A 23453-nucleotide genomic window follows, 5' to 3' on the forward strand; every position below is an offset into this window, starting at 1 on the left:
GATCTTTCAGATTCGCTCATACGATTTAGGTCCTTTTCGCCGCATGTCGCTATCGCAAAACCGCTGCACACTTTTGCGTGGACCACGCTCTAGCGATCGCTGACCGCCGCCCGCGGATTGACCCAAGGCTCCTGATTTGACCGCGGCAGTGGCTGTCGACCGAGAATATGATCGGCGGCCTTTTCTCCTGTCATGATCGACGGTGCATTGAGGTTGCCATAGGTCACATGCGGGAAGATCGAACTATCTGCCACGCGCAGGCCTTCAACCCCAATGACGCGGCACTCCGGATCGACAACGGCCAAAGGATCGTCCTTGGCGCCCATCCGGCAGGTGCCGCAGGGGTGGTAGGCGCTTTCCAGATGTTCACGCAGGAAGGCGTCGATCTCCGCATCGGACTGAACCTTTTCGCCCGGCTGGATTTCAGGACCGCGGAACTCGTCGAAGGCTTTCTGGCTGAAAATCTCGCGCGTAAGGCGCACGCAATGGCGGAATTTCTCCCAGTCTTCTGCATGGCTCATATAGTTGAAACGGATCACCGGGTCGTCCTTCGGATCAGACGATCGAAGCTTAACGTCGCCGCGGGATTTCGACAGATTGTAGCCGACATGCACCTGGAAGCCATGGCTCTTAGCGGCAGCCTTGCCGTCGTAGGAAATGGCGACGGGGAGAAAATGAAACTGGATATCCGGCTGCTTCAATCCTGGTGCGGAGCGCAGGAAGGCGCAGGCCTCGAACTGGTTGGAGGCACCAAGCCCACCCTTGGTCATCAGCCACTGCGCACCCGCCACGCCCTGCCAGAACCATGGTAGCCATGAATAGAGCGATACAGGCTTGGTCGAGACCTGCTGAAAGTAGAATTCCATATGGTCCTGCAGATTGGCGCCAACGCCCGGGCGGTCCACTTTCACCTCGATACCCATGTCCTGCAAATGCTGCGCCGGACCGATGCCGGAGAGCATCAGGAGCTTCGGCGAGTTGAAGGACGAGGCCGCAACGATCACTTCGCGGTTTGCGCTTATCGTCTCGACGGCACCCTTGCGTTCAATCTCGACGCCTGTCGCGCGGCCATTGGTGATCACGACCTTGCGCGCAAAGCCGTGCACGAGCGTAACATTGCCGCGCTTCAGAGCCGGCCTCAGATACGCGTTTGCCGCGGACCAGCGGCGACCGTCATGGATCGTCTGCTCCATCAGGCCGAAGCCCTCTTGCTTCGAGCCATTATAGTCGTCTGTCAGTTCAAACCCGGCCTGTGCGCCCGCCTGAATGAAGGCATGAAACAAGGGGTTCTTCACTGGACCACGCTGCACATGCAGAGGCCCGTCCGTACCGCGCCAGCCTTGCTCACCGCCATGGCTATGTTCCATGCGCTTGAAGTAAGGCAATACATCCGCATAGGCCCAGCCCTGCGCACCCCGTTCTTCCCAGCGGTTGAAGTCTTCCGCGTGACCACGGACATAGACAAGTCCGTTGATGGAGGATGAGCCGCCAATGACCTTGCCGCGGGGTGCGGTGATGCGGCGATTGTTGAGGTTCGGCTCCGGCTCGGAGAGATAGCCCCAATTGTAGCGCTTCATGCTCATCGGCCAGGCCAGTGCCGCCGGCATCTGGATGAATGGCCCGAAATCCGATCCGCCTGCCTCGATGACGATGACAGAATACTTGCCGTCTTCCGACAGGCGATAGGCCATAGCTGAGCCAGCGGACCCGGAACCGACAATGACGAAATCTGCCTGCGGCATCTGTTATCTCTCTTGGTGTTAATTACCCACCGTCAGGGCCGAAAGGCGACTGGCGGGTAGCCGGATCGATTGGATACTCCCTGAGCAGGGGAGCAGCGCCCCATCAATAGGGCGCTTCGACTTTGCCTGTTGCCACGTAGATCGTCTTCAACTCACTGTAATGATTGAGGGCTGCGGCCGAATTTTCCCGGCCGAAGCCGGATTGCTTGGAGCCGCCGAAGGGCATTTCGACCGGGCACAGATTATAGGTGTTGATCCAGAGCGTGCCGGCCTCCAACTGGTCGACGACGCGATGCGCACGCGACAGATCGGCCGTGAAGACGCCGCCCGCGAGGCCGAATTCGGTCGCGTTGGCGCGGGCAATGACCTCGTCTTCATCGTCGAAATCCAGCACGCACATTACCGGCCCGAAGATCTCCTCGCGGGCAATCGTCATGTCGTCCTTCACATCGGCAAAGACGGTGGGCTGCACGTAATAGCCCTGGCCGGAGACATTGTTGGGAATGCCGCCACCGCTCACGAGCGTTGCGCCTTCTGCCTTGCCCTTCTGCATATAGGCCAGCACCTTTTCCTGCTGCGCCTTCGAGACGAGCGGGCCGATCTGGGTTGTCTCATCCATGGGGTCGCCAATGATCATGGCGTCGGTGCGGTTCTTGAGATTGTCGAGGAAACGCTGTTTTGCACCCCGCTGAACGAAGACGCGCGTGCCATTGGAGCAGACCTGCCCCGAGGAATAGAAATTGCCGAGCATGGCGCCGCCAACCGCACTTTCGATATCGGCGTCGTCGAAGACGATGAGCGGCGACTTGCCGCCAAGTTCCATCGTCACATGCTTCAGATGGCCCGCAGCCGCGGCAGCGACCTTGCGACCCGTCGGAACCGAGCCCGTCAATGACACCTTGGCGATATCTGGATGGTTGACGAGGAGCGGGCCGGTATCGCGGTCCCCCTGAATGACATTGAAGAGACCTTTCGGTAGCCCCGCTTCGATGAGAATTTCGGCGATCTTCAAGGCCCCCAGCGGGGTGTTTTCCGATGGCTTGAAGACCATGGCGTTGCCGGCGATGAGCGCGGGCGCCGCCTTCCAGCAGGCGATCTGCTGGGGGTAGTTCCAGGCGCCGATACCGAAGCAGACACCAAGCGGGACACGCTTGGTATAGGCAAAATCGCCGCCGAGCGGAATGTAATCGCCGTTCAACGCAGATGGCGCGATGCCGCCAAAGAATTCGAAACAATCAGCCCCGGAGGTCGGATCAGCAACGATGGTTTCCTGAATAGGCTTGCCGGTGTCGAGCGTTTCAAGTTCGGAAAGCTCGCGGTTGCGCTCGCGCATAATGTCTGCAGCACGGCGCAGGATACGCCCGCGTGCCGTCGGGCTCATCGCCGCCCATTCTTTCTGCGCGCGCTTCGCCGAGGCAATTGCCCGCTCGACAATGGCAGGGGTCGCCGCATAAAGCCGCGCAATGACTTCACCGGTCGCCGGATAGATGCTTTCGATCAGCGTTCCCTTGTCATCTTCAACATAGTCGCCATCGATGAAGTGCGAGGCTTTCGGCTGGGCTTTCAACGTCATGATCAGTGTCCTCAAAGAATACGGGTGGACGGCTTGTTGTCCAAAAAGCGTTTCAGCTGCACGTCGAAATAATCTTCGACCAGAGCGCCCGCCGCGGAAATGCCAAGCGGTGCGGCATGCAGACTGTGGCGAATATAAAGCCCGTCGATCAGCGCTGCCGCCCCTTCCGCGATCCTTGCCGCGTCGTCGGGCGGGCAAAGACGACCGAGGCTTTGCATGATGTTGGAGCGAAGGCGCTTGGTATAGACGACGAGAAGACGGCGGGTTTCTTCCGAGCGCTGCGCCTCGACATAAAAGGCCAGCCATGCCGCCACCGTTTCCTGGGTGAACTGGTCGCTTTGAAACGACACCCGCACGATGGCGCTGAGGCGCTCGCGCGGGCCGGACGCCCGTGTCAACGCCGCAACCGCATCCCGCCGCAAATCCCGCAACAGGCTGCGGATCGTCTCCAGCAGGAGTTGCTGCTTGCTGCCAAAGTAATGGTGCGCGAGGGCCGCCGAGACCCCCGCCTCTCGTGCGATGTCCGACATCGTCACATTCAGCGAACCATGATGGCCTATGGTGCGTAGAGCTGCATCGACCAGCGCTTTGCGCCGCAATGGCTCCATTCCGACTTTGGGCATACCGATCTCCTTTGGGTCTTTTTTATTATTGATTGACTGATCAATCAATAAAAAATGCGACGGGTTTTCACCTGGTTTGCGCCATGTCAATGAGAGGATCGATCACGTGTTCGAAACTCCTGTGGCTCTGAGTATTTTTAGCGGGAACCAAGAATAACTTCCCACGTTCTATTCGAGCGCCGCCTTGCGGTTCGCAGAATATGCATATGCTGCAAAGTGAGTTTACGACGGCAAATGCGGCTGACGGGAAAAATCCCGCAGCTTGGTAATAGGGAGGACCACCATGCCAGTGTTGACCGTATCGATCTCTCCGGAACAGGCCGCGAAGATGCACGAAGCCGTGGCCTGCGGTGCCTACGCCTCAAGCAGCGAAGTCGTGCGCGCCGCGCTGAAGCTCTGGGCAGAGACACAACAAAGAAACAAGGGCGGTTTTGTCGAGCGACGCAAGATGGATAGCGAGGCCGTCAATGTGGCGGAGCTTTATGCCTTCCACAACACACATAGACGCTGAGCGACATCCGCTTTGACGCCGCGTGACCGGACATGAAACTGTCACCAAAGTTTCATCTGCCGTAAAGTTTTCATTTAGGAGTTCTCTCCACACTCCCGCCTAAAAACATAGGGTCGGGCAGGATTGCTGCAAACGATCGATCCTGCAATGGTGGAGAAAACGCCTGGTGTCGATAAGTGCCGAGCCAAATATCATAAGACGGTTTTCCAGCGGCCAGATGATTTCCATGGCAAAGCTGGTGCTCGAATGCGCCTTCCAGCCGATCGTCGAAGCGACGACCGGCACGGTCTTCGGTTATGAATCCCTGATGCGCGGCTATGACCGCATCGGCTTTTCCAACCCTCTCGAACTTCTCGATCATGTCGAAGCGGACGGCCAGCTCATCGAACTGGAGAAGATGATTGCGAGCCGCGCGCTCGCCAAGTTTTCCACGCTTCCGGATTTGGCCTCCGCCACTCTGTTTCTCAATCTCGATGTCAGGCTCATTCCCCACGGCGACATCATTGTCGACAAGCTGCTGGAACAATTGGCGCAGGCAAAGATCCCGCCCTCCTCCATCTGCTTCGAGCTGTCGGAACGCTTCGACAATACCAGCGTGCCGGAATTCAGCACCCTCATCAACCGTATGCGCAAGGAAGGCTTCAAGCTCGCCATCGACGATTTTGGCGTCGGCCACGGCGAGATGAAACTGCTTTGCGATTTCGACGTCGATTATCTGAAAATCGACCGCTACTTCATCCAAGATGTCGAGCGCAATCCGCGCAAGCGGCACATGGTCAAGAACATCGTCAACATCGCCCATGTGCTCGGTGTGCGCGTCATTGCCGAAGGCATCGAGACGGAAGGGGAATTCCTCGCCTGCCGGGAGATGGGTGTGGATCTGGTCCAAGGCTGGTTTGTCTCTCGCCCTACGACCTTCGTCAAGGAATTGCAGACATCGTTTCCGCATCTCCAAATTCTCGGCGAAAACCGGCGCAACCGTCAGACGCTCGATGAGATCCTGATCCGTCGCCAGATCGAGCATCTGCCCACTGTCTATGAGAACGACAGCATCGACAGCGTGTTCGAACTCTTCCGCCGCAATCCGGAGCAGGCTTTCTTCCCCGTTCTCAACGCCAATGGCGAACCGCGCGGGGTGATCAACGAGTATCACCTGAAGGAATACATCTATCAGCCCTTTGGCCGCGATCTCTTGAAGAACAAGGTCTATGAGCGGACGATCTCGCATTTCGTCGATCGCGCCCCGATCGTCGGGCTGGATGCGGATGCGGATCGGCTGATGAATATCTTCGCCAATATGGGCGGCAGCGCCTGCGTGATCCTCACCGAAAACATGCGCTATGTCGGCGTTGTCTCGGCCGCATCGCTGATCAAGGTCATCAACGAAAAGCAATTGAAGCTGGCACAGGAGCAGAACCCCCTGACGGCGCTTCCCGGCAACCGGGCGATAAGCGGCTTCATCGAGGAATCCTGCCGCGACAGCGATGAGGATCGCTTCTTCTGCTATTGCGACTTCGACAACTTCAAACCCTTTAACGACAAATACGGCTTCCATGTCGGCGACCACGCGATCAGCCTGTTCTCGGCGCTGATGAAACGATACTTCTTCTCCGGCGATTGCTTCCTCGGCCATATTGGTGGCGATGATTTCTTCATCGGCGTTCGTGACTGGACGAAGGACGAGGTGACGGAAATCCTGGAGCGGTTGCTCAGCGATTTCCACGACGATGTCATTTCGCTGTATTCGGAAGAAGATCGTCTCGCGGGACAGATCACGGGCTTCGACCGCTTCGGCAACGAGCGGGAATTTGCCCTTCTGCGTTGCTCCATCGGCGTCCTTCAACTGCCAAAGGGCATGTTGATCGGCAATCCCGAGGGGATTGGCGCCGAAATCGCCAACATCAAGAAGGCGGCCAAGGAAAGCGATGCCGGTCTCGTCATTTGCAGCCATGGCGAAATGAAATAAGGGGAGCGGCATTACGCCTTCTTTCATAAGCCACACGGGTCACCTAAGTTTAGCGGACCGTAAGAAAGCTTCGAGGAGGCCACCCGTGTCAATGCCGTCCACCATGCGTTTTGTCGATCTGCCGAGCTTTGGCGGACCTGAGGTCATGACGTTTTCAAACGGGCCTTTGCCCTCACCCAAGGCCGGGGAACTTCTAGTCAAGGTTCAGGCAGCAGGGATCAACCGACCGGATGTGGCGCAGCGTCAGGGAAACTATCCCGCGCCGAAAGACGCAAGCCCGGTTCTTGGTCTTGAAGTCGCCGGTGAAGTCGTCGCGCTCGGTGAAGGCGTCAGCGATTTCCAAGTTGGCGACCGGGTCTGCGCGCTTGCCAATGGCGGGGGCTATGCCGAATATTGCGTCGTGCCCGCTGGCCAGGCCCTGCCCTTCCCCAACGGTTACGATGCGGTCAAGGCGGCAGCGGTGCCTGAAACCTTTTTCACCGTATGGGCCAACCTTTTCCAGATGGCGGGCCTGACCGAAGGCGAAAGTGTTCTGATCCATGGCGGCAGCAGCGGTATCGGCACCACGGCAATCCAGCTTGCAAAGGCCTTTGGTGCCGAGGTCTACACCACGGCAGGCTCGAAGGAGAAATGTGACGCCTGCGAGAAGCTCGGCGCCGAGCGTGCGATCAATTACAAACAAGAGGACTTCGCCGCCGTCATCAAGGATGCGACCGGCGGCAAGGGTGTGGATGTCATTCTCGACATGATCGGCGCTTCCTACTTTGAAAAAAACATCGCCTCGCTTGCCAAGGACGGCTGCCTGTCAATGATCGCGTTCCTCGGCGGTACGATTGCCGAGAAGGTGGACTTACGCCCCATCATGGTCAAACGCCTCACCGTCACCGGCTCCACCATGCGGCCACGCACGGCTGACGAGAAACGCGCCATTCGCGATGAACTCGTCGAGCAGGTTTGGCCGCTGCTCGAAGCTGGCAAGGTGGCACCTGTCATCCATGACGTGATCGACTTCGATCAGGTTTCGGAAGGCCATAGGCTGATGGAAAGCAGCAGCCATATCGGCAAGATCCTGGTGCGTATCAGCGAGTAATATCAGAGATTTGAGCTTGTCGCTGGCGGGCTTGGCTGCTTTTCCGGCGCCGCACTGCCGTTTGCGGCTACAGCATCGGCCCGACAATCGGAGTCGATTCTCGGAAAGCACGATGCGTAGATCAAAAAAGATAGAGCGTCCTTTGCGCGTCCAATAGGACGCAGGGCGCTCCATCGCGGCTTGTTCGGCTGGCGGCATCGTTATAAACGCGCCCTCTTGCAATCGGCGCGAATCGGATTACCTTCATACTATGTTCAACGTAGAGAAAGGAAGGTGATCCAATGTCTAATGAGATTTCGGTCTTGGCAGCAGGCAATGGAAAGGATTTGATTTTGACGAGGCAGCCCTCGGCCTGATCCGCCTTCCCTTCGAAGCGTTGCAAAACGTTTCGGGTCTGAGACAATGACCAAACTCATGGAAGGGCCGCTCAAAGCGGCCCTTTTCCTTTTCTACTTTTTAAGTTCTGAAAACCCGCCAGCGTGTGGGACGAAAGCGCACGTCGTTGCCAACGGAAACAGAGGCATCCAGCGGCACCTCGATTTCGAGATGATAGGGCTCGTGCCCATTATTGGCGATATCGATTTCGGCAATGCGCGTGCCGGCCAGGCGGCGACAGGTAGTCACCTTGCCATAAAGTGCGTCGCGCTCATTCGTCAGCACCACGTCTTCCGGACGGAAGAACAGGTCGCCCTCCCCGTCTTCGGTCTCAGCGAGGCCGATGCTCTCTCCCTGAAACACGACTTGGCCGTTCTGGATCTTGACCGGAAGGTTGGACGATTCGCCAATGAAGGAGAAGACGAAGGGGGAATTCGGCGTGTCATAGACATCATCCGCCGTGCCGACCTGTTCGATCTTGCCTTGGCTCATCACCACCACGCGGTCTGCCAGTTCCAGGGCCTCCTCCTGGTCATGGGTGACGAAGACGGTCGTGTGGCCGGTGCGGTCGTGAAATTCGCGAAGCCAACGACGAAGCTCCTTGCGCACCTTGGCATCCAGCGCACCGAAAGGTTCGTCCAAAAGCAGGACCCGGGGTTCAATGGCAACGGCACGGGCGAGCGCAACACGCTGGCGCTGGCCGCCGGACAACTGGTTGGGATAGCGCTTTTCCAGCCCGGACAGATGCACCATGTCCAAAAGGTCCGAGACGCGTTTGCGGATTTCCGCCTTGGCCGGTCTCGTTGCTGAGGGTCGCACCTTCAGGCCGAAGGCGATGTTTTCCGCCACCGTCATGTGACGAAAGAGCGCGTAGTGCTGGAAAACGAAGCCGACATTGCGCTCCTGGACGGAGCGGTGCGAGGCATCCTCATCGCCAAAGAAAATCTGGCCGGCCGTCGGCTGCTCAAGGCCCGCGATCAGGCGCAGAAGCGTCGTCTTGCCGGAGCCGGAAGGACCCAGCAGTGCAATCAACTCGCCGGAGCGGATGTTGAGCGACACGTCGTTCAACGCTGGAAAGCGATCAAACTGCTTGGTGATGCCGGAAACTTTCACTTCCATGAATATGCCCTTCAATGCTTGCCGGCAGCGTTGCCCGCGCCAAAGCGTATTTCGAGAATGGTTTTGAGTACAAGGGTGACGAGCGCCAGTCCCGCCAGCAGTGTGGCCACCGCAAAAGCGGCGCCCATATTGTACTCGTTGTAAAGAATTTCGATATGCAGCGGCATGGTGTTGGTTTCGCCGCGAATATGACCCGACACTACTGAAACGGCACCGAACTCGCCCATGGCGCGGGCGTTACAGAGAAGCACGCCGTAGAGCAGACCCCATTTGATGTTGGGCAAGGTGACATACCAGAAGGTCTGCCAGCCAGAGGCACCAAGCGAAATCGCGGCCTCCTCGTCTCCGGTTCCCTGATCCTGCATGAGAGGGATCAGTTCGCGGGCAACGAAGGGAAACGTGACGAAAATGGTCGCAAGGACGATGCCGGGCACGGCGAACAGAACCTCGATGCCATAGCTCTTCAGCCAGGGCCCGAGCACGCTGTGGGACGAAAACAGGATGACGTAGACGAGACCGGAAATCACCGGCGAGATCGAGAATGGCAGGTCGATCAAGGTGATGAGGAAGGCCTTGCCCTTGAACTCGAACTTGGCGATAGCCCAGGCAGCTGCCACGCCAAAGATCAGATTGAGCGGCACGGAGATGGCCGCGACCAGAAGCGTCAGGCGGATGGAGGCAAGCGCATCCGGCTCTACGATCGCCTCCCAGAAGGATTCCATACCTTTGCGGAAGGCTTCGACGAAGACGGCCACCAGAGGCAATACGAGAAAGAGCGCCAAGAACAGGAAGACGACAAGAAAAAGGGCGAGCTTTGCCGGCAGCCCCTCGCTTGCCGGATCGCGGAACGGCCTGGACGGGAGGGTTTGAGCTTTATCAGGCATAACCATACCTCTTACGGCTCCAGGCCTGAATGAGATTGATGACGAAGAGCATCGCAAAGGAGATGATCAGCATGATGGTGGCGATGCCGGTCGCGCCCGCATAGTTGAACTCCTCAAGCCGGATGACGATCAGGAGCGGAGCGATTTCCGATACATAGGGGATGTTGCCGGCGATGAAGATGACGGAGCCATATTCCCCAACACCGCGGGCGAAGGCGAGCGCGAAACCCGTGAGAATGGCGGGAACGAGGCCCGGCAGCAAAATGCGGGTGATCGTCTGGAAACGGTTTGCACCGAGCGTCGCTGCAACCTCCTCAACCTGCCGGTCGATTTCTTCCATGACGGGCTGAACCGTACGCACGACAAAGGGCAGGCCGATGAAGATCAGGGCGATGACGATGCCGATCGGCGTGAAGGCGATCTTGATGCCGAGCGGTTCGAACAGCGAACCGATCCAGCCGCGATTGGAGTAGAGAGTCGTGAGCGAAATGCCGGCAACCGCGGTCGGCAGCGCGAAGGGAAGATCCACGATTGCATCGACAAAGCGGCGTCCCGGAAAGCGATAGCGGACCAGAACCCAGGCGATGATGACGCCGAAAAAGGCGTTGACGAGCGCTGCGATGAAGGCCGTGCCGAAACTGACCCGAAGAGCATTCAAGGTTCTGCGATCGGTGGCAATGGCGACGAACTCGGCAAATCCGAGATGGGCGGTGGACCAGATAAGGCCACCGAGGGGAATGAGAATAATAAGAAAGAGATAGGTAATCGTGTAACCGAGCGTCAGGCCGAAACCTGGCAAGACGCTAGACTGACGCCACTTCCATCCGCTTTGCGATGGGGTATTGCTCATCGATGCTCCGGGTAAACGAATGGCTTGAACCAGCCATCATACGCGCTTTCGACCGGCGGTGAAGCCAGTCGATCCATTCTGCTCCAGGCCGGGCGGCACTTGGCCACCCGGACGTTCGCACATCATCCACTTACTGGGCGGGCTTGTAAATCTGGTCGAAGATGCCGCCATCGCCGAAATGTTCCGGCTGCGCCTTGGCCCATCCGCCAAAGATCGGATCGTCGATCGTGACGAGCTTGATATCCGGCAGTTGCTTCAAGAGATCCTTGGAGACGACAGATGGGTTGCTTGGGCGATAGAAGTGCTTGGCCGCAATATTCTGACCCTCGTCGGAGTAGAGATATTGCAGATAGGCCTCTGCCACCTTGCGCGTACCCTTGGCATCGACATTGGCGTCAACCACGGCAACGGGCGGTTCCGCCAGGATCGAGATCGGCGGGACGACGATATCGAAGGCGTTTTCGCCAAATTCCTGGCCCGCAAGATAGGCCTCGTTTTCCCAGGCGAGCAGAACGTCACCGATCTGACGCTGTGCAAAGGTGACGGTCGAACCGCGAGCACCGGTATCGAGCACCGGGGCACGCTTGTAGAGATCGCCGACATAGGCCTTGATCTTGTCCTGGTCGCCCTTGAATTCTTCATTCGCCCAGGCCCAGGCCGCGAGATAGTTCCAGCGTGCGCCACCTGACGTCTTGGGGTTCGGCGTGACGATCTGCACATCGCCCTTCACCAGATCACCCCAATTGTGGATGCCTTTCGGGTTGCCCTTGCGGACGAGGAAGACGATGGTGGACGTGTAGGGCGAAGAATTATGCGGCAGGCGGGTGCGCCAATCGGGATTGATCTTGCCGCTGTTCTTGACGATGGCGTCGATATCGCTCTGGAGCGCCAGCGTGACGACATCGGCCTCAAGTCCGTCGATGACCGAGCGGGCCTGCTTGCCCGAGCCGCCATGCGACTGCTGGATGCTGACATCCTCACCCGTATCGGCCTTCCACTTCTTGGCGAAGGCCTCGTTGAAATCCTTGTAAAGCTCGCGCGTCGGATCGTAGGACACGTTCAAGAGCTTTGTGTCGGCCAGTGCCGGCCCGACTGCACCCAATGTGACTGACAGGCTGAGCGCAATGGCGCTGAGGCTGGAAAGAAATTTCGACATCACTACCCTCCTGGATGCGTACGGCTTCACAGTAGCGTTTAAGAACTGACGGTCAATCAGCTGCGATTTATTCGCAAAAGTGTTTCCCTGTGGCATGCTACGGCAATAAGAAAAACGCCGCGATCCGAAAGATCGACGCAACAACTCATGCGCGGAAATCCCTCAACGCGCAAAACCAGTTCGCAATCTTGCCCTCTTTGACGACTTCTTGCACGCAAAAATTATGTTACCGGAATGGTATTGCGCGAAAATGGGCTGGTCGCCGACGCCCTCAAACGAAAGAATGAGGGCCGCAGGCAGCAATATTCTATAAAAATTACAGAAAATATCTTGATCCTCTTGCAATTCGAGACGGTTGAGGTTTTATTGCCAGGATTGGTTTGGGAGCTATCTTGTCCTCTTGGGAGTCTTTTGCGCGTAACGTCGTCGCAGGAGAGATATTTGCTCGCGAGCGACCGAGAGAAGCACGCGCGTTCCTGTAAAAGATGACGCCTTTCGAAGATTATCGAGACAGTAAAGTTTCGGAATCGAGAAATGACGATCAACACGCCTCCGCAGACCCTTTCCCTACAGGATGTGAGCTCGCTCGATGCGACCTTGAAGGATCTCTCCCTCGCGGAGAGACTGGCCTTCGTCGCGGGTCTTGGATCGCGTTCAGTCTTTACAACCAGCCTCGGCATCGAAGATCAGGTGATTACCGCAGCGATCGGCACGCATCGTCTGCCGATCGACGTGGCGACGCTTGAGACCGGGCGTCTCTTTGCCGAAACCGTCCGCCTGATCGAAGAGACCGAGGATCGGTATGGGATCACCATTACCCGTTTCTACCCGGAACAGGACGACATCGACGCCTATGCGGAGAAATACGGGCTGAACGGCTTCTATGAAAGCGTGGAAGCGCGTCACGCCTGCTGCCATGTGCGCAAGCTCATTCCCCTTGCCAAAGCGCTTGAAGGCGCCGGTTTCTGGATAACCGGCCTGCGCCGGGGGCAATCAGGCAATCGAGCCTCAACGCCGTTTGCCGAGTATGATGCCGAGCGCAACCTCATCAAAATCAACCCGCTTGCGGACTGGGACATCGATGCGATCAAGGCCCATGTCGCGGCGGAGAATATTCCCGTCAATCCTCTCCATGCACGCGGGTACCCGTCTATCGGCTGTGAGCCCTGTACCCGCGCCATCAAGCCCGGCGAACCAGAGCGTGCCGGTCGCTGGTGGTGGGAAAATGACGAGAAGCGCGAATGCGGTCTGCATGTGGCCGAAGCCGCGCAAAGCTCGATCAGTCCCGCCCCACAAAACTAACAGTTCAATTCAGTACATTGCCGGAGTTTAAAATGTCCAATGCAGTTCCGGAAACGGAAGGCACCAGCGTCAGCACACCCAAGCAGCCGCTCGATCCCCATCTGAAAGCCCTCGAAAACGAAGCCATCCATATTTTTCGTGAAGTTGCCGCAGAGTTCGAGCGCCCCGTGATGCTCTACTCCATCGGCAAGGATTCCTCCGTGCTGCTGCATCTGGCGCGCAAGGCGTTCTTCCCGGGCCGCATCCCCTTCCCGCTTCTGCACGTCAATACCGGCTGGAAGTTCAAGGAAATGATCGAGTTCCGCGACAACATCGTCAAGGAATACGATCTGGATCTGATCTCGCACACCAACCCGCGTGGTGCCGCAGAGAATGTGACGCCATTTACCCATGGGTCTGCGCTCTACACCGACATCATGAAGACGGAAGCACTGCGTCAGGCGCTCGACGCCGGCAAGTTCGATGCCGCTTTCGGCGGCGCGCGCCGCGACGAGGAAGCCAGCCGCGCCAAGGAGCGCATCTATTCCTTCCGCACGCCGGACCACAAATGGGATCCGCGTAATCAGCGTCCGGAACTCTGGAACATCTATAATGGCATGGTGCGCCAGGGCGAGAGCGTGCGCGCCTTCCCGCTCTCCAACTGGACGGAAGTCGATATCTGGCGCTACATCCAGGCGGAAAACATCCCGCTCGTTCCACTCTACTACGCCAAGGAGCGCCCCTTTATCGAACGCGACGGCATGATGATCCTGGCCGAAGACGAACGGCTGGAACTGCAGCCCGGCGAAGAAGTGAAATATGATTCGATCCGCTTCCGCACACTCGGCTGCTTCCCGCTGACGGGTGCAATCCATTCCGAGGCCACGACGCTGGACGAGGTCATCGCCGAGCTTGAGATCGCTACCGTCTCCGAACGACAGGGCCGCGCCATCGACCGCGACCAGTCGGGTTCCATGGAAAAGAAAAAGCGCGAGGGCTACTTCTGATGACACAGACCTCCACGGCGCAATCCGCCACCATCCTGCCCTTCGTCGAGCCGGCGAAGGCCGTCAAGGATACAAGACCGCTTCGCCTCATCACCTGCGGCAGCGTAGACGACGGAAAGTCGACGCTGATCGGCCGTCTGCTCTGGGACACCAAAGCGGTGAAGGAAGACCAGGCCGCGACGCTAAAACGCGACAGCGGTAAACAGAACGACCTCGGCCTCCCCGATTTCGCGCTGCTTCTCGACGGTCTCCAGGCCGAGCGCGAACAGGGCATCACCATTGATGTCGCCTACCGCTATTTCGCCACCGACAAGCGTGCCTTCATCGTCGCGGATACGCCCGGACACGAGCAATATACCCGTAACATGGCGACCGGCGCTTCCACCGCCGATCTCGCTGTGCTTCTGGTGGATGCCCGCACCGGCATTCTCGAACAGACCCGCCGTCACGCCACGATCGCGGCGCTGATGGGCATTCGCCAGTTCGTGCTCGCCGTCAACAAGATCGACCTGACCAATTACGACAAGGCCGGTTTTGAGCTGATCGCGCACGACTTCAAGGAATTCGCGCTGTCGCTCGGCATCAAGCAGATCGTCGCGATTCCGATGTCGGCGCTGAAGGGCGAGAATGTCGTGCTCTCCGGCAAGGCCTCCATGCCTTGGTATGATGGCCCGACGCTTGTCGAGACGCTGGAGCTTGCAACGGTTCGCTCTACCCAGACCGGCGGCTTCCGCCTGCCCGTCCAGCGTGTCTCTCGCCCAGGCGAAAGCTTCCGTGGCTACCAAGGCACCGTGGCCGGCGGCGCTGTGAAGCCTGGTGACTCTGTCGTCATCCTGCCATCGGGCATAGTGGCCAACGTCAAGCAGATCGTCACCTTTGATCTGGTGCGCAATGCCGCCGTTGCCGGTGACGCGATTACGCTTGTTCTCGATCGTCAGGTCGATGTCTCGCGCGGCGACATGATCGTTTCCATCGACGCCCAACCACAAACGGGTCTCGCTTTCGACGCGCAGATCGTCGCATTGCAGCCGGGTGGCATCGAGCCGAACAAGCGCTACTGGCTCAAGAGCGGCAGCCGCCGCCAGCGCGTCAGCGTTCAGCCGGTCACCCAGTTGGACCTGAAGAAAGGTCACTGGCAGGCCCATGCCGAAACGCTGCCGATGAACGCCATCGGCAAGGTGCGCCTGAGCTTCGACGAAACGGCGATTTTCGACCCTTACGAGCAGAACCGCTCCACGGGCTCCTTCATCCTAATCGATCCGGACACCAACAACACGGTGGCGGGCGGCATGATTGTCGGCAAGCGCAGCGATACGGGCAAGATTTCCGACGGCGAACGCGTCATCCTCTCGCTCCCCGCCGACCTGGCTGAAGCGTTGCTCGCTGGTGAATTGCTCTCATCGCGGCGTGATGAGATCGAAATTCGAAGGACGAATGCAAAATCCGCATCCAGACTTCTGGACGAGTTGGAATAAACGAAAAGGCGCCGGATTGTCCCGGCGCCTTTTTCGATTCCATGATCGTCTCTGTGGTGCTTAGAATACAAACATCCAAAGCAGAACGACGACAAAAAACGGGACGCCCAGCGCCCACAACAGCAATCCTTTTAGCATGACATCTCCTCATGTTTGTCGAGGGGAGAACGTCTGCGACTTCTGCGTGTTCCAAAAAGAATCGATATCTCCCATACCCGATGGATGCAACTGTCCGGCAAACCTATTGTTGGATGCCACAGAAGGAGAAGCGACTCGTACGTCGCAGGCATTAAATGCGCTACGCAACACGGCGCTATGGATTGTGTTCGCGCGGATTATCACGAACCCCAGAGCAGCAGCGCGCGTCCCACCTATTATAATCGACGCATCGTGCTTTTCCGAAAATCGAATCCGATTCTGTAGCAGATGTCAGGTTGGCGAGGATCTAAAGAGCCAAACAAGTCCAGCGCGGTTGAGAATATCCAACAAGTCGCACTGGTCTTGCTTGGTTCATGAGGTGATTATGCAATTCTGCGGACAGAGAATTTTGCACCTTCAATGTTTTGAACACCCAGAGTGTTGCCGTCTGCGCCGAGCGACAGCAGATCGACCATGTCCCGGCCGTTCCACTTCATAGCTCCCGCTCCGTTGGCCATTGGGAACCATGCACCTGCGGGCGCACCGCCGACACTGAATGAATAGTTGTTGGAAAACGTGATTTCTTGTCCAGTGTCTGTTTGCCAACTTCCAACCAAAGGACCGATCTTCGGGAAGAATTTTTCAGTTCCAGGCATGTTGGTAATAACGCAGGCGATGCGATCTGGGCGACCTGGACGAGTAATGGTAGCGACCAGACGATACTCATGAGAAATCGCCTTGAATAATCCGAGCCACTGGCCCGGATGGAAGACAGAGCAATGACTATGGCCATCGTCGTAGCAGGCGATTACGTGGTAGTTATAGCGCGCAGCCTGATGAAGCTTCTCCAACAATGGCGGCAAGGCGCTAGGCTCGAAATGCTCCAGTACGTCAGCGGAGACGCACACGTCGCCTTGCGGAATTTCGTCCTTCAGAACGTCGGCCGTTCTAAATTGAACGTTGTCCGGAATAACCGAAAGTTGAGGAGAGCGCGCCCAGTCCAAGCCAATTACATTCGGGACCATAGGGGAAATCTTGCGTAGAAATCGACCGTTGCCGCAACCGACCTCGATGACCAATCCAGGCCTCGTCGATGCGACGACATCGCAATGATCGACCAGCCAGTTATTGTCCTGATAGCCACGGTCAAAATCATGCAGCTTTTGATAATCGGAGGCACTGCGATTTTTGTGCGCAAGCGTCGGATCCGTACCAGCGGCGTATCCGGATATCAGCATTTCCGACTCAACCTGGCCTTTCAACTCCGGTGCTTGCATGGCGGTGATAGCCATATTCGCATAGGCTGAGTAGGCTGAACGGATTGTTTCTGCGAGAACGGTCTCACCGACACTGGCAGCCATGGCGCCGCCATAGAGAGACTTCGACACCGCTATCGCTTGGCCCAAATTCTGAGCAGCGTTGCGCGATTGAGCGCCCGATGTGTCACCGGATTGTTGCTGCAGCCGGGTTGCGAGTTCTACCGCTTGCGTGGCGACTGTACGAAGGTGGCTGTTCTCTGATTGTGCGCTTTTGAGAGCGGACCGTAGCTGCTCATTCTCCTGCAGGAGAGTTGCGTCATCCGATGCGGGTTGAGCCTGAACGCCAGAGATACTTGCAAGCACACGGCCAACCTGTCGTTGTACCGTTGCGGTGTCGTAGATGGAGAAGCAGCACTGCTCCAAGTAGTAGTATAAATACTGCGCCGCGCGAACCGAAGTGTCCGGAAGCTCCGCCGCGAAGGCAACCTCCAACTCTTGAAGTGAAGTGATCGGGGTCGTTGCAAGCTCATATTCACTGGCAGCGAAAGAGAATACCGGCTTTGCGTACATCAAAGCCTCCATGCCAACGCCCGAATTGGCTACGATCACAGATCGGCATCCATTCAGATGCTGATGGATTGATGCGTTGGAAATAATAACCGATGGAAAAGCCTTTTGAATTTCGTGAAGAACCTCGGCAACTTCCTGAGAGCGACATAGTGGATGACGCTTCACCACGAGCGGATAGCCACTCTCTTCCGCCAGCTCTGCGGCCTTCACCATGACATCGAAGGGGTTGATACGGCAAAACTCGCTGACAGGATCGTCGATCAGTTGCAATGGAAAATATACATATGGCTTATCGACGTAAAACTCTTCCGACGACTGACTGTACTTGGAGACGTTTTTGCGCTGGAGTTCTTCTCTCAGGTGCGAGACATAGGCGCGACTGATGCTTGGGTCCAGCGATTGCATACGAGCCAGGTGAGGTGCCGGAAACTTCGCAAGTGAACTCCAACCCGAAAAGCCATTCGCATCAACCGAGTACCAACCCGCAATCGGCGTTTCCTTGATCCGCCAGACATTTGGCTCTGTACCAATCGAGTGATAGGAAAACACCACGCCATTCGGCCGCGCAAGGCGTGCTACATGATGCATACCATGCGCCACGGGCTTGAGGTGGACATCCAAGTGATGGGACGCGAGCACGGTGCAAAGCTGCGCAAACATCGCCCGATGACGCTCGCCATCTAGAACCGAGGGAAACCAAGTCGTCGGAACTTCAAGATCGACTGGGATTCTCTGCAATCTGACTTCACCCATCGGCAGATCGGCAGACGCTGACGCGAGAGGGGAGTTCAACTTCATTATCGCTTCCATAAACAACTTCTCCATCCGCGAGATACCGACGCAGTTAACAGACCAGCCTTGCACAGGACTGGCGACATGCGTTCATCAAATGAACTGATCGAGATAGGTGGAAACGTCGAAGCCCGCATCGCCGCGTTTCATCGGCTCACCAAAGTTCGGGTCCATTCGCAACCATGCATGAGGACCGCTTTCGCTGGCGGGTATCTGCCGTGTCAAGCGTCCCTTCAGACTTGCCGGCAACAGGTTGACGATCTCGTCGGTAAGCATCGGGTCGACAATAACCGGCTGGAGGCTGTAGGCTTCCGCCTCTTTGGTGGCGACGAACAGGCCGGCCAGTTTCTTGATCGTGTCCGGCGAAGAGCCTGAAATCGGCAGGTTCGCGTAAGCCGACATGCGGTGGTAGAGGATGTAGGCCTCCGGCCAATTCCCGGTTTCGATATGCAGCCTGAGCGCGACGCCCTGGCGGTTGATCATGAACTTTATCAGCTTTCGCATAAACTCTTCGCGTTCGAAGGAGGATGGCGTTTTATCGCGCCACATCAGCGATGCGAGGTATTCCAGCCCGCCGCGATAGGTGTCCCACTGGAACATGCATTCATTGTTGCCCTGCTGCATGCGTGGGTCGTCGGATACGGCTGTCACACGCGCGAATGGCTCGGGCATGAAGAGGATGTCGGTCTTGTCGAGCGCTCGTCCGGTATAGAGGTAGGCCCAGAAAATGAAGGGCGTCGCACTGGAGATCGATTTTGCCAAAACGTCGCGGCGAACGATCAGGAATTCCGGGAATGCGTGATTGGCGAAGATAAAATTGAGAAAGGCGGAGTAATCACCTTGCGAGATCCGCGTGGGCCCAGGGACGCGGTAGAAGGGCCCGACGTCTCGTTGTCCACCGCGTGCATCCACCAGCATCCACGGTGCCTGCACCATGCCGATACCAGGATCGCGCTCCATGATCTCCACATATTCCTTGACCTTTTCCGGGATCAGCAGGTCGTCATCGCCGAGAAACACCGCATAGCGCCCACGGGCGCGGCGCATGGCGAAGGCGTAATTGCTGACGAAGCCCGAATTCTTCACCCGGCGATAGGCATTGATCTCGGGGATACCCTCGAGAGACTGGATATAGGCCGCAGTGTTATCCGTCGAACAATCGTCGACGAGGACGATTTCGAAAGGCACCTGCAGTTCCCGGAATCGCTCCAGATGGAAAGATACATTCCGCTCCAGCAGGAACTGGCGATTATAGGTGGGAACACAGATAGACAGAAGAATTTCAGAATTCGACATCGCGACGACCGCCTGCAAACAACGATGACATCGACCAACAGGACGAATTCTCCTTGAGGCAGGAACACGGCTTCAACGCCTCAACTGCCGGGGAAATTCGCAAAGCCCGAAGACGGATGCGGATTGATCTTTGGTCCGACCCACCCTCTTTCGCCCCGTAACAAAAGCGGGAAGACGGATCATCAAGACAGCCATAGCGCGTCCGGCTTTTGCGAAACTTATGGTCCTGTTTTCATGCATTTTCGCTGATCTGCAATCGCGGTAGCCCTTGCAGATGCGGCGACATTTGAGGATTCGATTAAAAACGACCGCCCTGCTTGGGAGCTCCGCCCTTACCTTTTCCTTATTGGGTGCCGCCCAATTCGCAATCGAAATCCTACGTCGATCAGCCCTAGATCAGGGTCTGTTCAACAAAAGTGAATTTCATGGCACACGGCGAACTCTCACTGTTAGATCTGAATGATCGCATTCTTCTTGGCGGGAAAGTGCGGGAAGAGCATGTCTGGTCCTATGTCAAACTGAGCGAAAGTCCCCTCTCGAACCGGCATGACCCATCCAGCAAGCGCTTCGGCGCACTACTGGATGCCGGCGCAATCCTCGAAGCCCTCCTTTTTCTGGCGCAGGACCTGACCTCGCCAGCCGAGCTATGCTCGTTTCAACGGGTCCGCCATGGCTGGATTTGCGCTGCGGCGGCAAAGCCGCCGTCGAAGCCGGTCAAGGCACTGCATCAGACGCTTGAGGGAGCGATCTTTCTCACCTTGTTGAAGCTCTCCAGCGCAACCTCCCGCCCCGGCATTCCTTCCAAACAAGGCGCAATATCGTGAGCACACCACTTCTGAACGGCGTCATGACGCCTCTCATCACTCCGTTTCGGGGAGGCGAGATCGATTATCTCGCCTTCGACCACCTCCTCAAATGGCAGGTGGAACAAGGCATAGCGGGCCTTCTTCTGCATAGCCTGACGGGGGAAGGCCCGACGCTATCGGCCAGCGAACGGCGCGCTCTGATAAGCCGCGCTGTGCAGCTCAATAGAGGCCGCGCGGTCATCATCGCGCAGACCGGCACCTATTCGACGGAAACGACAATACGCCAGACTGAAGAAGCGCATGAACTGGGTGCAGATTTCGCACTCGTCGTACAGCCCTATTACAACCGGCCAACGCAGAAGGGCATCATTCACCACTTCGAGCAGATCGCCCGCGCGACCCGTATCCCACTCATTCTCGACAACGACCCGCAGCATGCAGGCGTCGCGATGAAGGTTGAGACGATCGAAACGCTCCTGCAGATCACGAACATCGTCGGCATTCTCAAGGATACGTCGGATGCGCGCACGGCGCCGTGTCCGTACCAAGCAATATTTGGACGGCCCCTCCATATGACCGGGGGAGAAACAAGTTCCCCCCTCATGCACCGACAGCGCGCCTGCTGCATCTCACCCGTGGCGAATGTCATACCCGATCTTATCGTACGTATGCAGCAGCTGGGTCAGGAAGGCGACGTCACTGGTTTCGGCGTCCAGTTGAAACGGATCATCGAACTCGCCGCCGCTTTGGAAAATGGCGGCGATGTGGCCTCGCTGAAATATGCCGTTTCCTGTCTTCGCGGGATCGATAACGCGGTGCGGTTGCCATTGACGCCGGTCGATCCCGAGGCCGCCAGATCGATTGAACGCTCCCTGCACAGTCTTCGTGTTCTGCGGCGTCAGCGTTTTGCCAGCTCACTGGTTCAGGAAGCGCGCGTTGCAAGAGCCGTCTTGCAGCCTGCCATCTCGGCCGAAGCCCTGATCTCGAAATCATACTCATCGATGCCGTGAGGACAGCATGACCCTACCGCTTGGAATGTACTACCGGCTTCGTGAAGAACGGCAGAAGAAGGATAACGAGGCGCTGCTGAAGCACAGTCGCCCTCGCCCGAGACGCGAATCCGAAGGCATCATGTTTCTTCGGCTCATCGCCGTGACAGGCGGACTGCTGCTTGCGGTCTCGCTCATCATGCAATCGGTTCAATGACAACCCAAACACCAAGACCACCTGGAGCATCAGAAAGAAGATGTCGCAAATGCTGCGCAACGCAACACTCACGCAAAGAGCTCGACCATTGCCGTGTCGTTTCCTTGTCGGCCCAAGTCGCAACGGTCGCTGGATCGTCGCGGACCGTATGGGCCTTGTCGGTGGCCTCTTTACCAATCGCGAAGCCGCCCTGCACTTCGTCAAAGTCGAAAGTGCCGACGTTGCGCCAATCGACATTTCCGTCGCGGAAGTCTCGCGACTGGAATTAGCCGACCTCTTCTCCGCCGCCGAAGAGCTGAGAGGAACACGACAGTGACCATGATTTCCGGCGGAAAAATGCAGCCCGGTCACAAGAGCATTCTCGCGCTGACCCTCCATGCCTTAGCGGAAATCTTCGCGATTGCGGTGATCGCCTCGCTCGCCATCGGCCTCGTCGTCGCGCCGACGATCTATCTGGCGATACGGTAATCCGAATGAGACAAGACCTGATTGGTTATTGCCTTGAGAGTGGTTTCGTCGACTGGACGCTGCTGACAAGCTGCAGCGCCTACCGCAAGATGCTCTCCGAGAGCTTCTGCCGCGCTGAAGAGCGGCAGGAACGTGCCCACCGCCTGACAGCCATCCACGATTTCGAAAGCCTATACTGGGATGCGATCGACATGGCACGGAGCATGGGCTCCGACGGACACTTCCTGAAAGAACCTCATATCGGCGTCCTGCCATCATCGGGCCAACAGAGATACTATCTCATCTGGTCGGATGACGATCACGGCAGCATCTTCGTCATTTCACCGGTGGAGATGCCATGGCTGGGCAAACCGCAAAAGCGCTAGGCCGCAGACGCCTGGATATTGACGTGCGACGACAATGAATGCTTCGTCCAAGACACGATAAGTGTTTGAGGCATTCTGATAATAGTCTGCTTTGATTTGGAAGAGTGTCCAGATCGGACACTGTCAAGCTGGTCGGAGTGAGAGGATTCGAACCTCCGACCCCGTCGTCCCGAACGACGTGCGCTACCAGACTGCGCTACACTCCGTGACCAGCGGCGTTTCTATAGACCAGCATCCGGTTCTCGACAAGCGGCGGTTACGAAAATTTTATGACGTGCGCTTCGGAAAGAAATGAAGGGGTTAGGCGCGGAGGAATCGTTACAAAAAAGCAATTGTGGCAAGAAATTTTGGGCAAAGCTTCACTTGGCGCTGCCCAGTTCCTGTAAATCTGTTAGGGGAACGCATTTCCCGGCGACGATGCCGGACAGGCACAAAGGACCTTTCACCATGCGTTTGCGCATCGCACTGCTCGCGGGCCTCTCCATCGCCCTCTCCGCTTGCACCACCACGCCCTCCATCGCCACGAAGAGCCCGGTCGAGACCCGTTGGGTCGGCCAGTCGGCTGGCATCTTCTTTGCAAAATTCGGCCCGCCGCTGAGCGATGTATCCAATGGCAGCAGCACGACCTACACATGGCGCGGCGGCTACAAGAAGGCTAAGATCCCGGCGAAGTATGAGGAAAAAGACGGCAAGCGTGGCCGGCAGATCTCTCCAGCCCGCAACGCTTCCCTGTCGTGCACCGTTCAGTTGACCGTCGATTCGAACTACAAGATCAGCTCGATCCGCACCGTGTCCGATCGCCCCGGCGTCAACGGTCCAAGCTACTGCGCGGAATTCCTCGCCAGCGAATAAAGACTGGATGCCATCCGAGCATGGAACTGCCCGCCTGATTTCGTCAGGC

At 57.4% G+C, this 23453-nt stretch carries 22 protein-coding genes and 1 tRNA gene; 13 read left to right on the top strand and 10 right to left on the bottom strand.

Features of this window, described 5'->3' with window-relative positions; translation table 11 throughout:
* Positions 1–89: 89 nt before the first annotated feature.
* The 3 genes from betA to betI form a co-directional block, all read right to left on the bottom strand.
* Positions 90–1742 carry a choline dehydrogenase gene (gene betA / locus ACTJK5_RS08415; RefSeq protein WP_113179306.1) on the bottom strand — a complete coding sequence of 551 codons (1653 nt, stop codon included), beginning with the start codon at positions 1740–1742 and terminating at the stop codon, positions 90–92.
* Positions 1743–1845: 103 nt separating this feature from the next.
* Positions 1846–3309, bottom strand: a complete 1464-nt coding sequence (gene betB, locus ACTJK5_RS08420) for a betaine-aldehyde dehydrogenase (protein WP_440612582.1) — start codon at positions 3307–3309, stop codon at positions 1846–1848.
* A gap of 17 nt (positions 3310–3326) precedes the next feature.
* The gene (gene betI / locus ACTJK5_RS08425) at positions 3327–3938 is read right to left on the bottom strand and encodes a transcriptional regulator BetI (RefSeq protein ID WP_113179769.1); all 612 of its coding nucleotides are present in this window, start codon (positions 3936–3938) and stop codon (positions 3327–3329) included.
* Between the two features lie 283 nt (positions 3939–4221).
* Between betI and ACTJK5_RS08430 the strand changes: the two genes are divergently transcribed.
* The 3 genes from ACTJK5_RS08430 (at position 4222) to ACTJK5_RS08440 (ending at position 7505) form a co-directional block, all read left to right on the top strand.
* Positions 4222–4449 (top strand): ribbon-helix-helix domain-containing protein, encoded by a 228-nt coding sequence (locus tag ACTJK5_RS08430; RefSeq protein ID WP_440612162.1) that lies wholly within the window; start codon positions 4222–4224, stop codon positions 4447–4449.
* Positions 4450–4666: 217 nt separating this feature from the next.
* Entirely contained in the window at positions 4667–6415 is a 1749-nt protein-coding gene (locus ACTJK5_RS08435) for a GGDEF domain-containing protein (protein WP_440612583.1), read from the top strand.
* Between the two features lie 91 nt (positions 6416–6506).
* Positions 6507–7505, top strand: a complete 999-nt coding sequence (locus tag ACTJK5_RS08440) for an NAD(P)H-quinone oxidoreductase (protein ID WP_440612584.1) — start codon at positions 6507–6509, stop codon at positions 7503–7505.
* A gap of 456 nt (positions 7506–7961) precedes the next feature.
* Here ACTJK5_RS08440 and ACTJK5_RS08445 read toward each other — a convergent pair whose 3' ends face one another.
* From ACTJK5_RS08445 to ACTJK5_RS08460, 4 genes are all read right to left on the bottom strand, one after another.
* On the bottom strand, positions 7962–8999 hold the full coding sequence (locus tag ACTJK5_RS08445; protein ID WP_440612163.1) for a sulfate/molybdate ABC transporter ATP-binding protein: 1038 nt from the start codon (positions 8997–8999) through the stop codon (positions 7962–7964).
* Positions 9000–9010: 11 nt separating this feature from the next.
* Positions 9011–9883, bottom strand: coding sequence for a sulfate ABC transporter permease subunit CysW (gene cysW / locus ACTJK5_RS08450; protein WP_112952207.1), 873 nt, complete (start codon positions 9881–9883; stop codon positions 9011–9013).
* Positions 9876–10733 (bottom strand): sulfate ABC transporter permease subunit CysT, encoded by an 858-nt coding sequence (gene cysT, locus ACTJK5_RS08455; protein WP_062438305.1) that lies wholly within the window; start codon positions 10731–10733, stop codon positions 9876–9878. Before cysT ends, cysW begins: the two co-directional genes overlap by 8 nt.
* A gap of 130 nt (positions 10734–10863) precedes the next feature.
* Entirely contained in the window at positions 10864–11889 is a 1026-nt protein-coding gene (locus tag ACTJK5_RS08460) for a sulfate ABC transporter substrate-binding protein (RefSeq protein WP_113226381.1), read from the bottom strand.
* A gap of 534 nt (positions 11890–12423) precedes the next feature.
* Here ACTJK5_RS08460 and ACTJK5_RS08465 point away from each other — a divergent pair.
* Genes ACTJK5_RS08465 through cysN form a run of 3 tightly spaced genes read left to right on the top strand, consistent with a single transcriptional unit; the run spans position 12424 to position 15652 of the window.
* Positions 12424–13191, top strand: a complete 768-nt coding sequence (locus tag ACTJK5_RS08465) for a phosphoadenylyl-sulfate reductase (protein WP_113260069.1) — start codon at positions 12424–12426, stop codon at positions 13189–13191.
* A gap of 32 nt (positions 13192–13223) precedes the next feature.
* A complete protein-coding gene (gene cysD, locus ACTJK5_RS08470) occupies positions 13224–14177 on the top strand; it encodes a sulfate adenylyltransferase subunit CysD (RefSeq protein ID WP_144621125.1) in 954 nt (317 codons plus the stop codon).
* Complete coding sequence (gene cysN, locus ACTJK5_RS08475; RefSeq protein ID WP_440612164.1) at positions 14177–15652, top strand: sulfate adenylyltransferase subunit CysN; 1476 nt, start codon at positions 14177–14179, stop codon at positions 15650–15652. The genes cysD and cysN overlap by 1 nt, the downstream gene beginning before the upstream one ends.
* 521 nt (positions 15653–16173) lie before the next feature.
* Here the strand turns inward: cysN and ACTJK5_RS08480 are convergent.
* Positions 16174–18417: a capsular polysaccharide export protein, LipB/KpsS family gene (locus ACTJK5_RS08480; RefSeq protein WP_162236278.1), complete on the bottom strand. Its 2244-nt coding sequence runs from the start codon at positions 18415–18417 to the stop codon at positions 16174–16176.
* An 87-nt stretch (positions 18418–18504) separates the two neighbouring features.
* Positions 18505–19707 carry a glycosyltransferase family 2 protein gene (locus ACTJK5_RS08485; RefSeq protein ID WP_440612165.1) on the bottom strand — a complete coding sequence of 401 codons (1203 nt, stop codon included), beginning with the start codon at positions 19705–19707 and terminating at the stop codon, positions 18505–18507.
* 425 nt (positions 19708–20132) lie between these two features.
* On the opposite strand from ACTJK5_RS08485, the gene ACTJK5_RS08490 reads away from it, so the two are divergent.
* The 6 genes from ACTJK5_RS08490 (at position 20133) to ACTJK5_RS08515 (ending at position 22552) form a co-directional block, all read left to right on the top strand.
* Positions 20133–20531 carry a hypothetical protein gene (locus tag ACTJK5_RS08490; RefSeq protein ID WP_440612166.1) on the top strand — a complete coding sequence of 133 codons (399 nt, stop codon included), beginning with the start codon at positions 20133–20135 and terminating at the stop codon, positions 20529–20531.
* Complete coding sequence (locus ACTJK5_RS08495) at positions 20528–21523, top strand: dihydrodipicolinate synthase family protein (protein ID WP_440612167.1); 996 nt, start codon at positions 20528–20530, stop codon at positions 21521–21523. The genes ACTJK5_RS08490 and ACTJK5_RS08495 overlap by 4 nt, the downstream gene beginning before the upstream one ends.
* 7 nt (positions 21524–21530) lie before the next feature.
* Positions 21531–21719 carry a hypothetical protein gene (locus tag ACTJK5_RS08500; protein WP_162741801.1) on the top strand — a complete coding sequence of 63 codons (189 nt, stop codon included), beginning with the start codon at positions 21531–21533 and terminating at the stop codon, positions 21717–21719.
* Between the two features lie 88 nt (positions 21720–21807).
* Positions 21808–22035 carry a hypothetical protein gene (locus ACTJK5_RS08505; RefSeq protein ID WP_376781989.1) on the top strand — a complete coding sequence of 76 codons (228 nt, stop codon included), beginning with the start codon at positions 21808–21810 and terminating at the stop codon, positions 22033–22035.
* Positions 22032–22187, top strand: a complete 156-nt coding sequence (locus tag ACTJK5_RS08510; protein ID WP_162741800.1) for a hypothetical protein — start codon at positions 22032–22034, stop codon at positions 22185–22187. The genes ACTJK5_RS08505 and ACTJK5_RS08510 overlap by 4 nt, the downstream gene beginning before the upstream one ends.
* A gap of 5 nt (positions 22188–22192) precedes the next feature.
* Positions 22193–22552 carry a hypothetical protein gene (locus ACTJK5_RS08515; protein ID WP_062425857.1) on the top strand — a complete coding sequence of 120 codons (360 nt, stop codon included), beginning with the start codon at positions 22193–22195 and terminating at the stop codon, positions 22550–22552.
* Positions 22553–22681: 129 nt separating this feature from the next.
* Here the strand turns inward: ACTJK5_RS08515 and ACTJK5_RS08520 are convergent.
* Positions 22682–22758 (bottom strand) — tRNA-Pro (locus ACTJK5_RS08520).
* A gap of 241 nt (positions 22759–22999) precedes the next feature.
* Between ACTJK5_RS08520 and ACTJK5_RS08525 the strand changes: the two genes are divergently transcribed.
* Complete coding sequence (locus ACTJK5_RS08525) at positions 23000–23404, top strand: hypothetical protein (RefSeq protein WP_113260169.1); 405 nt, start codon at positions 23000–23002, stop codon at positions 23402–23404.
* Positions 23405–23453 lie beyond the last annotated feature (49 nt).

Source organism: Agrobacterium sp. 22094, assembly GCF_052046015.1.
Lineage (GTDB): Bacteria > Pseudomonadota > Alphaproteobacteria > Rhizobiales > Rhizobiaceae > Agrobacterium > Agrobacterium cavarae.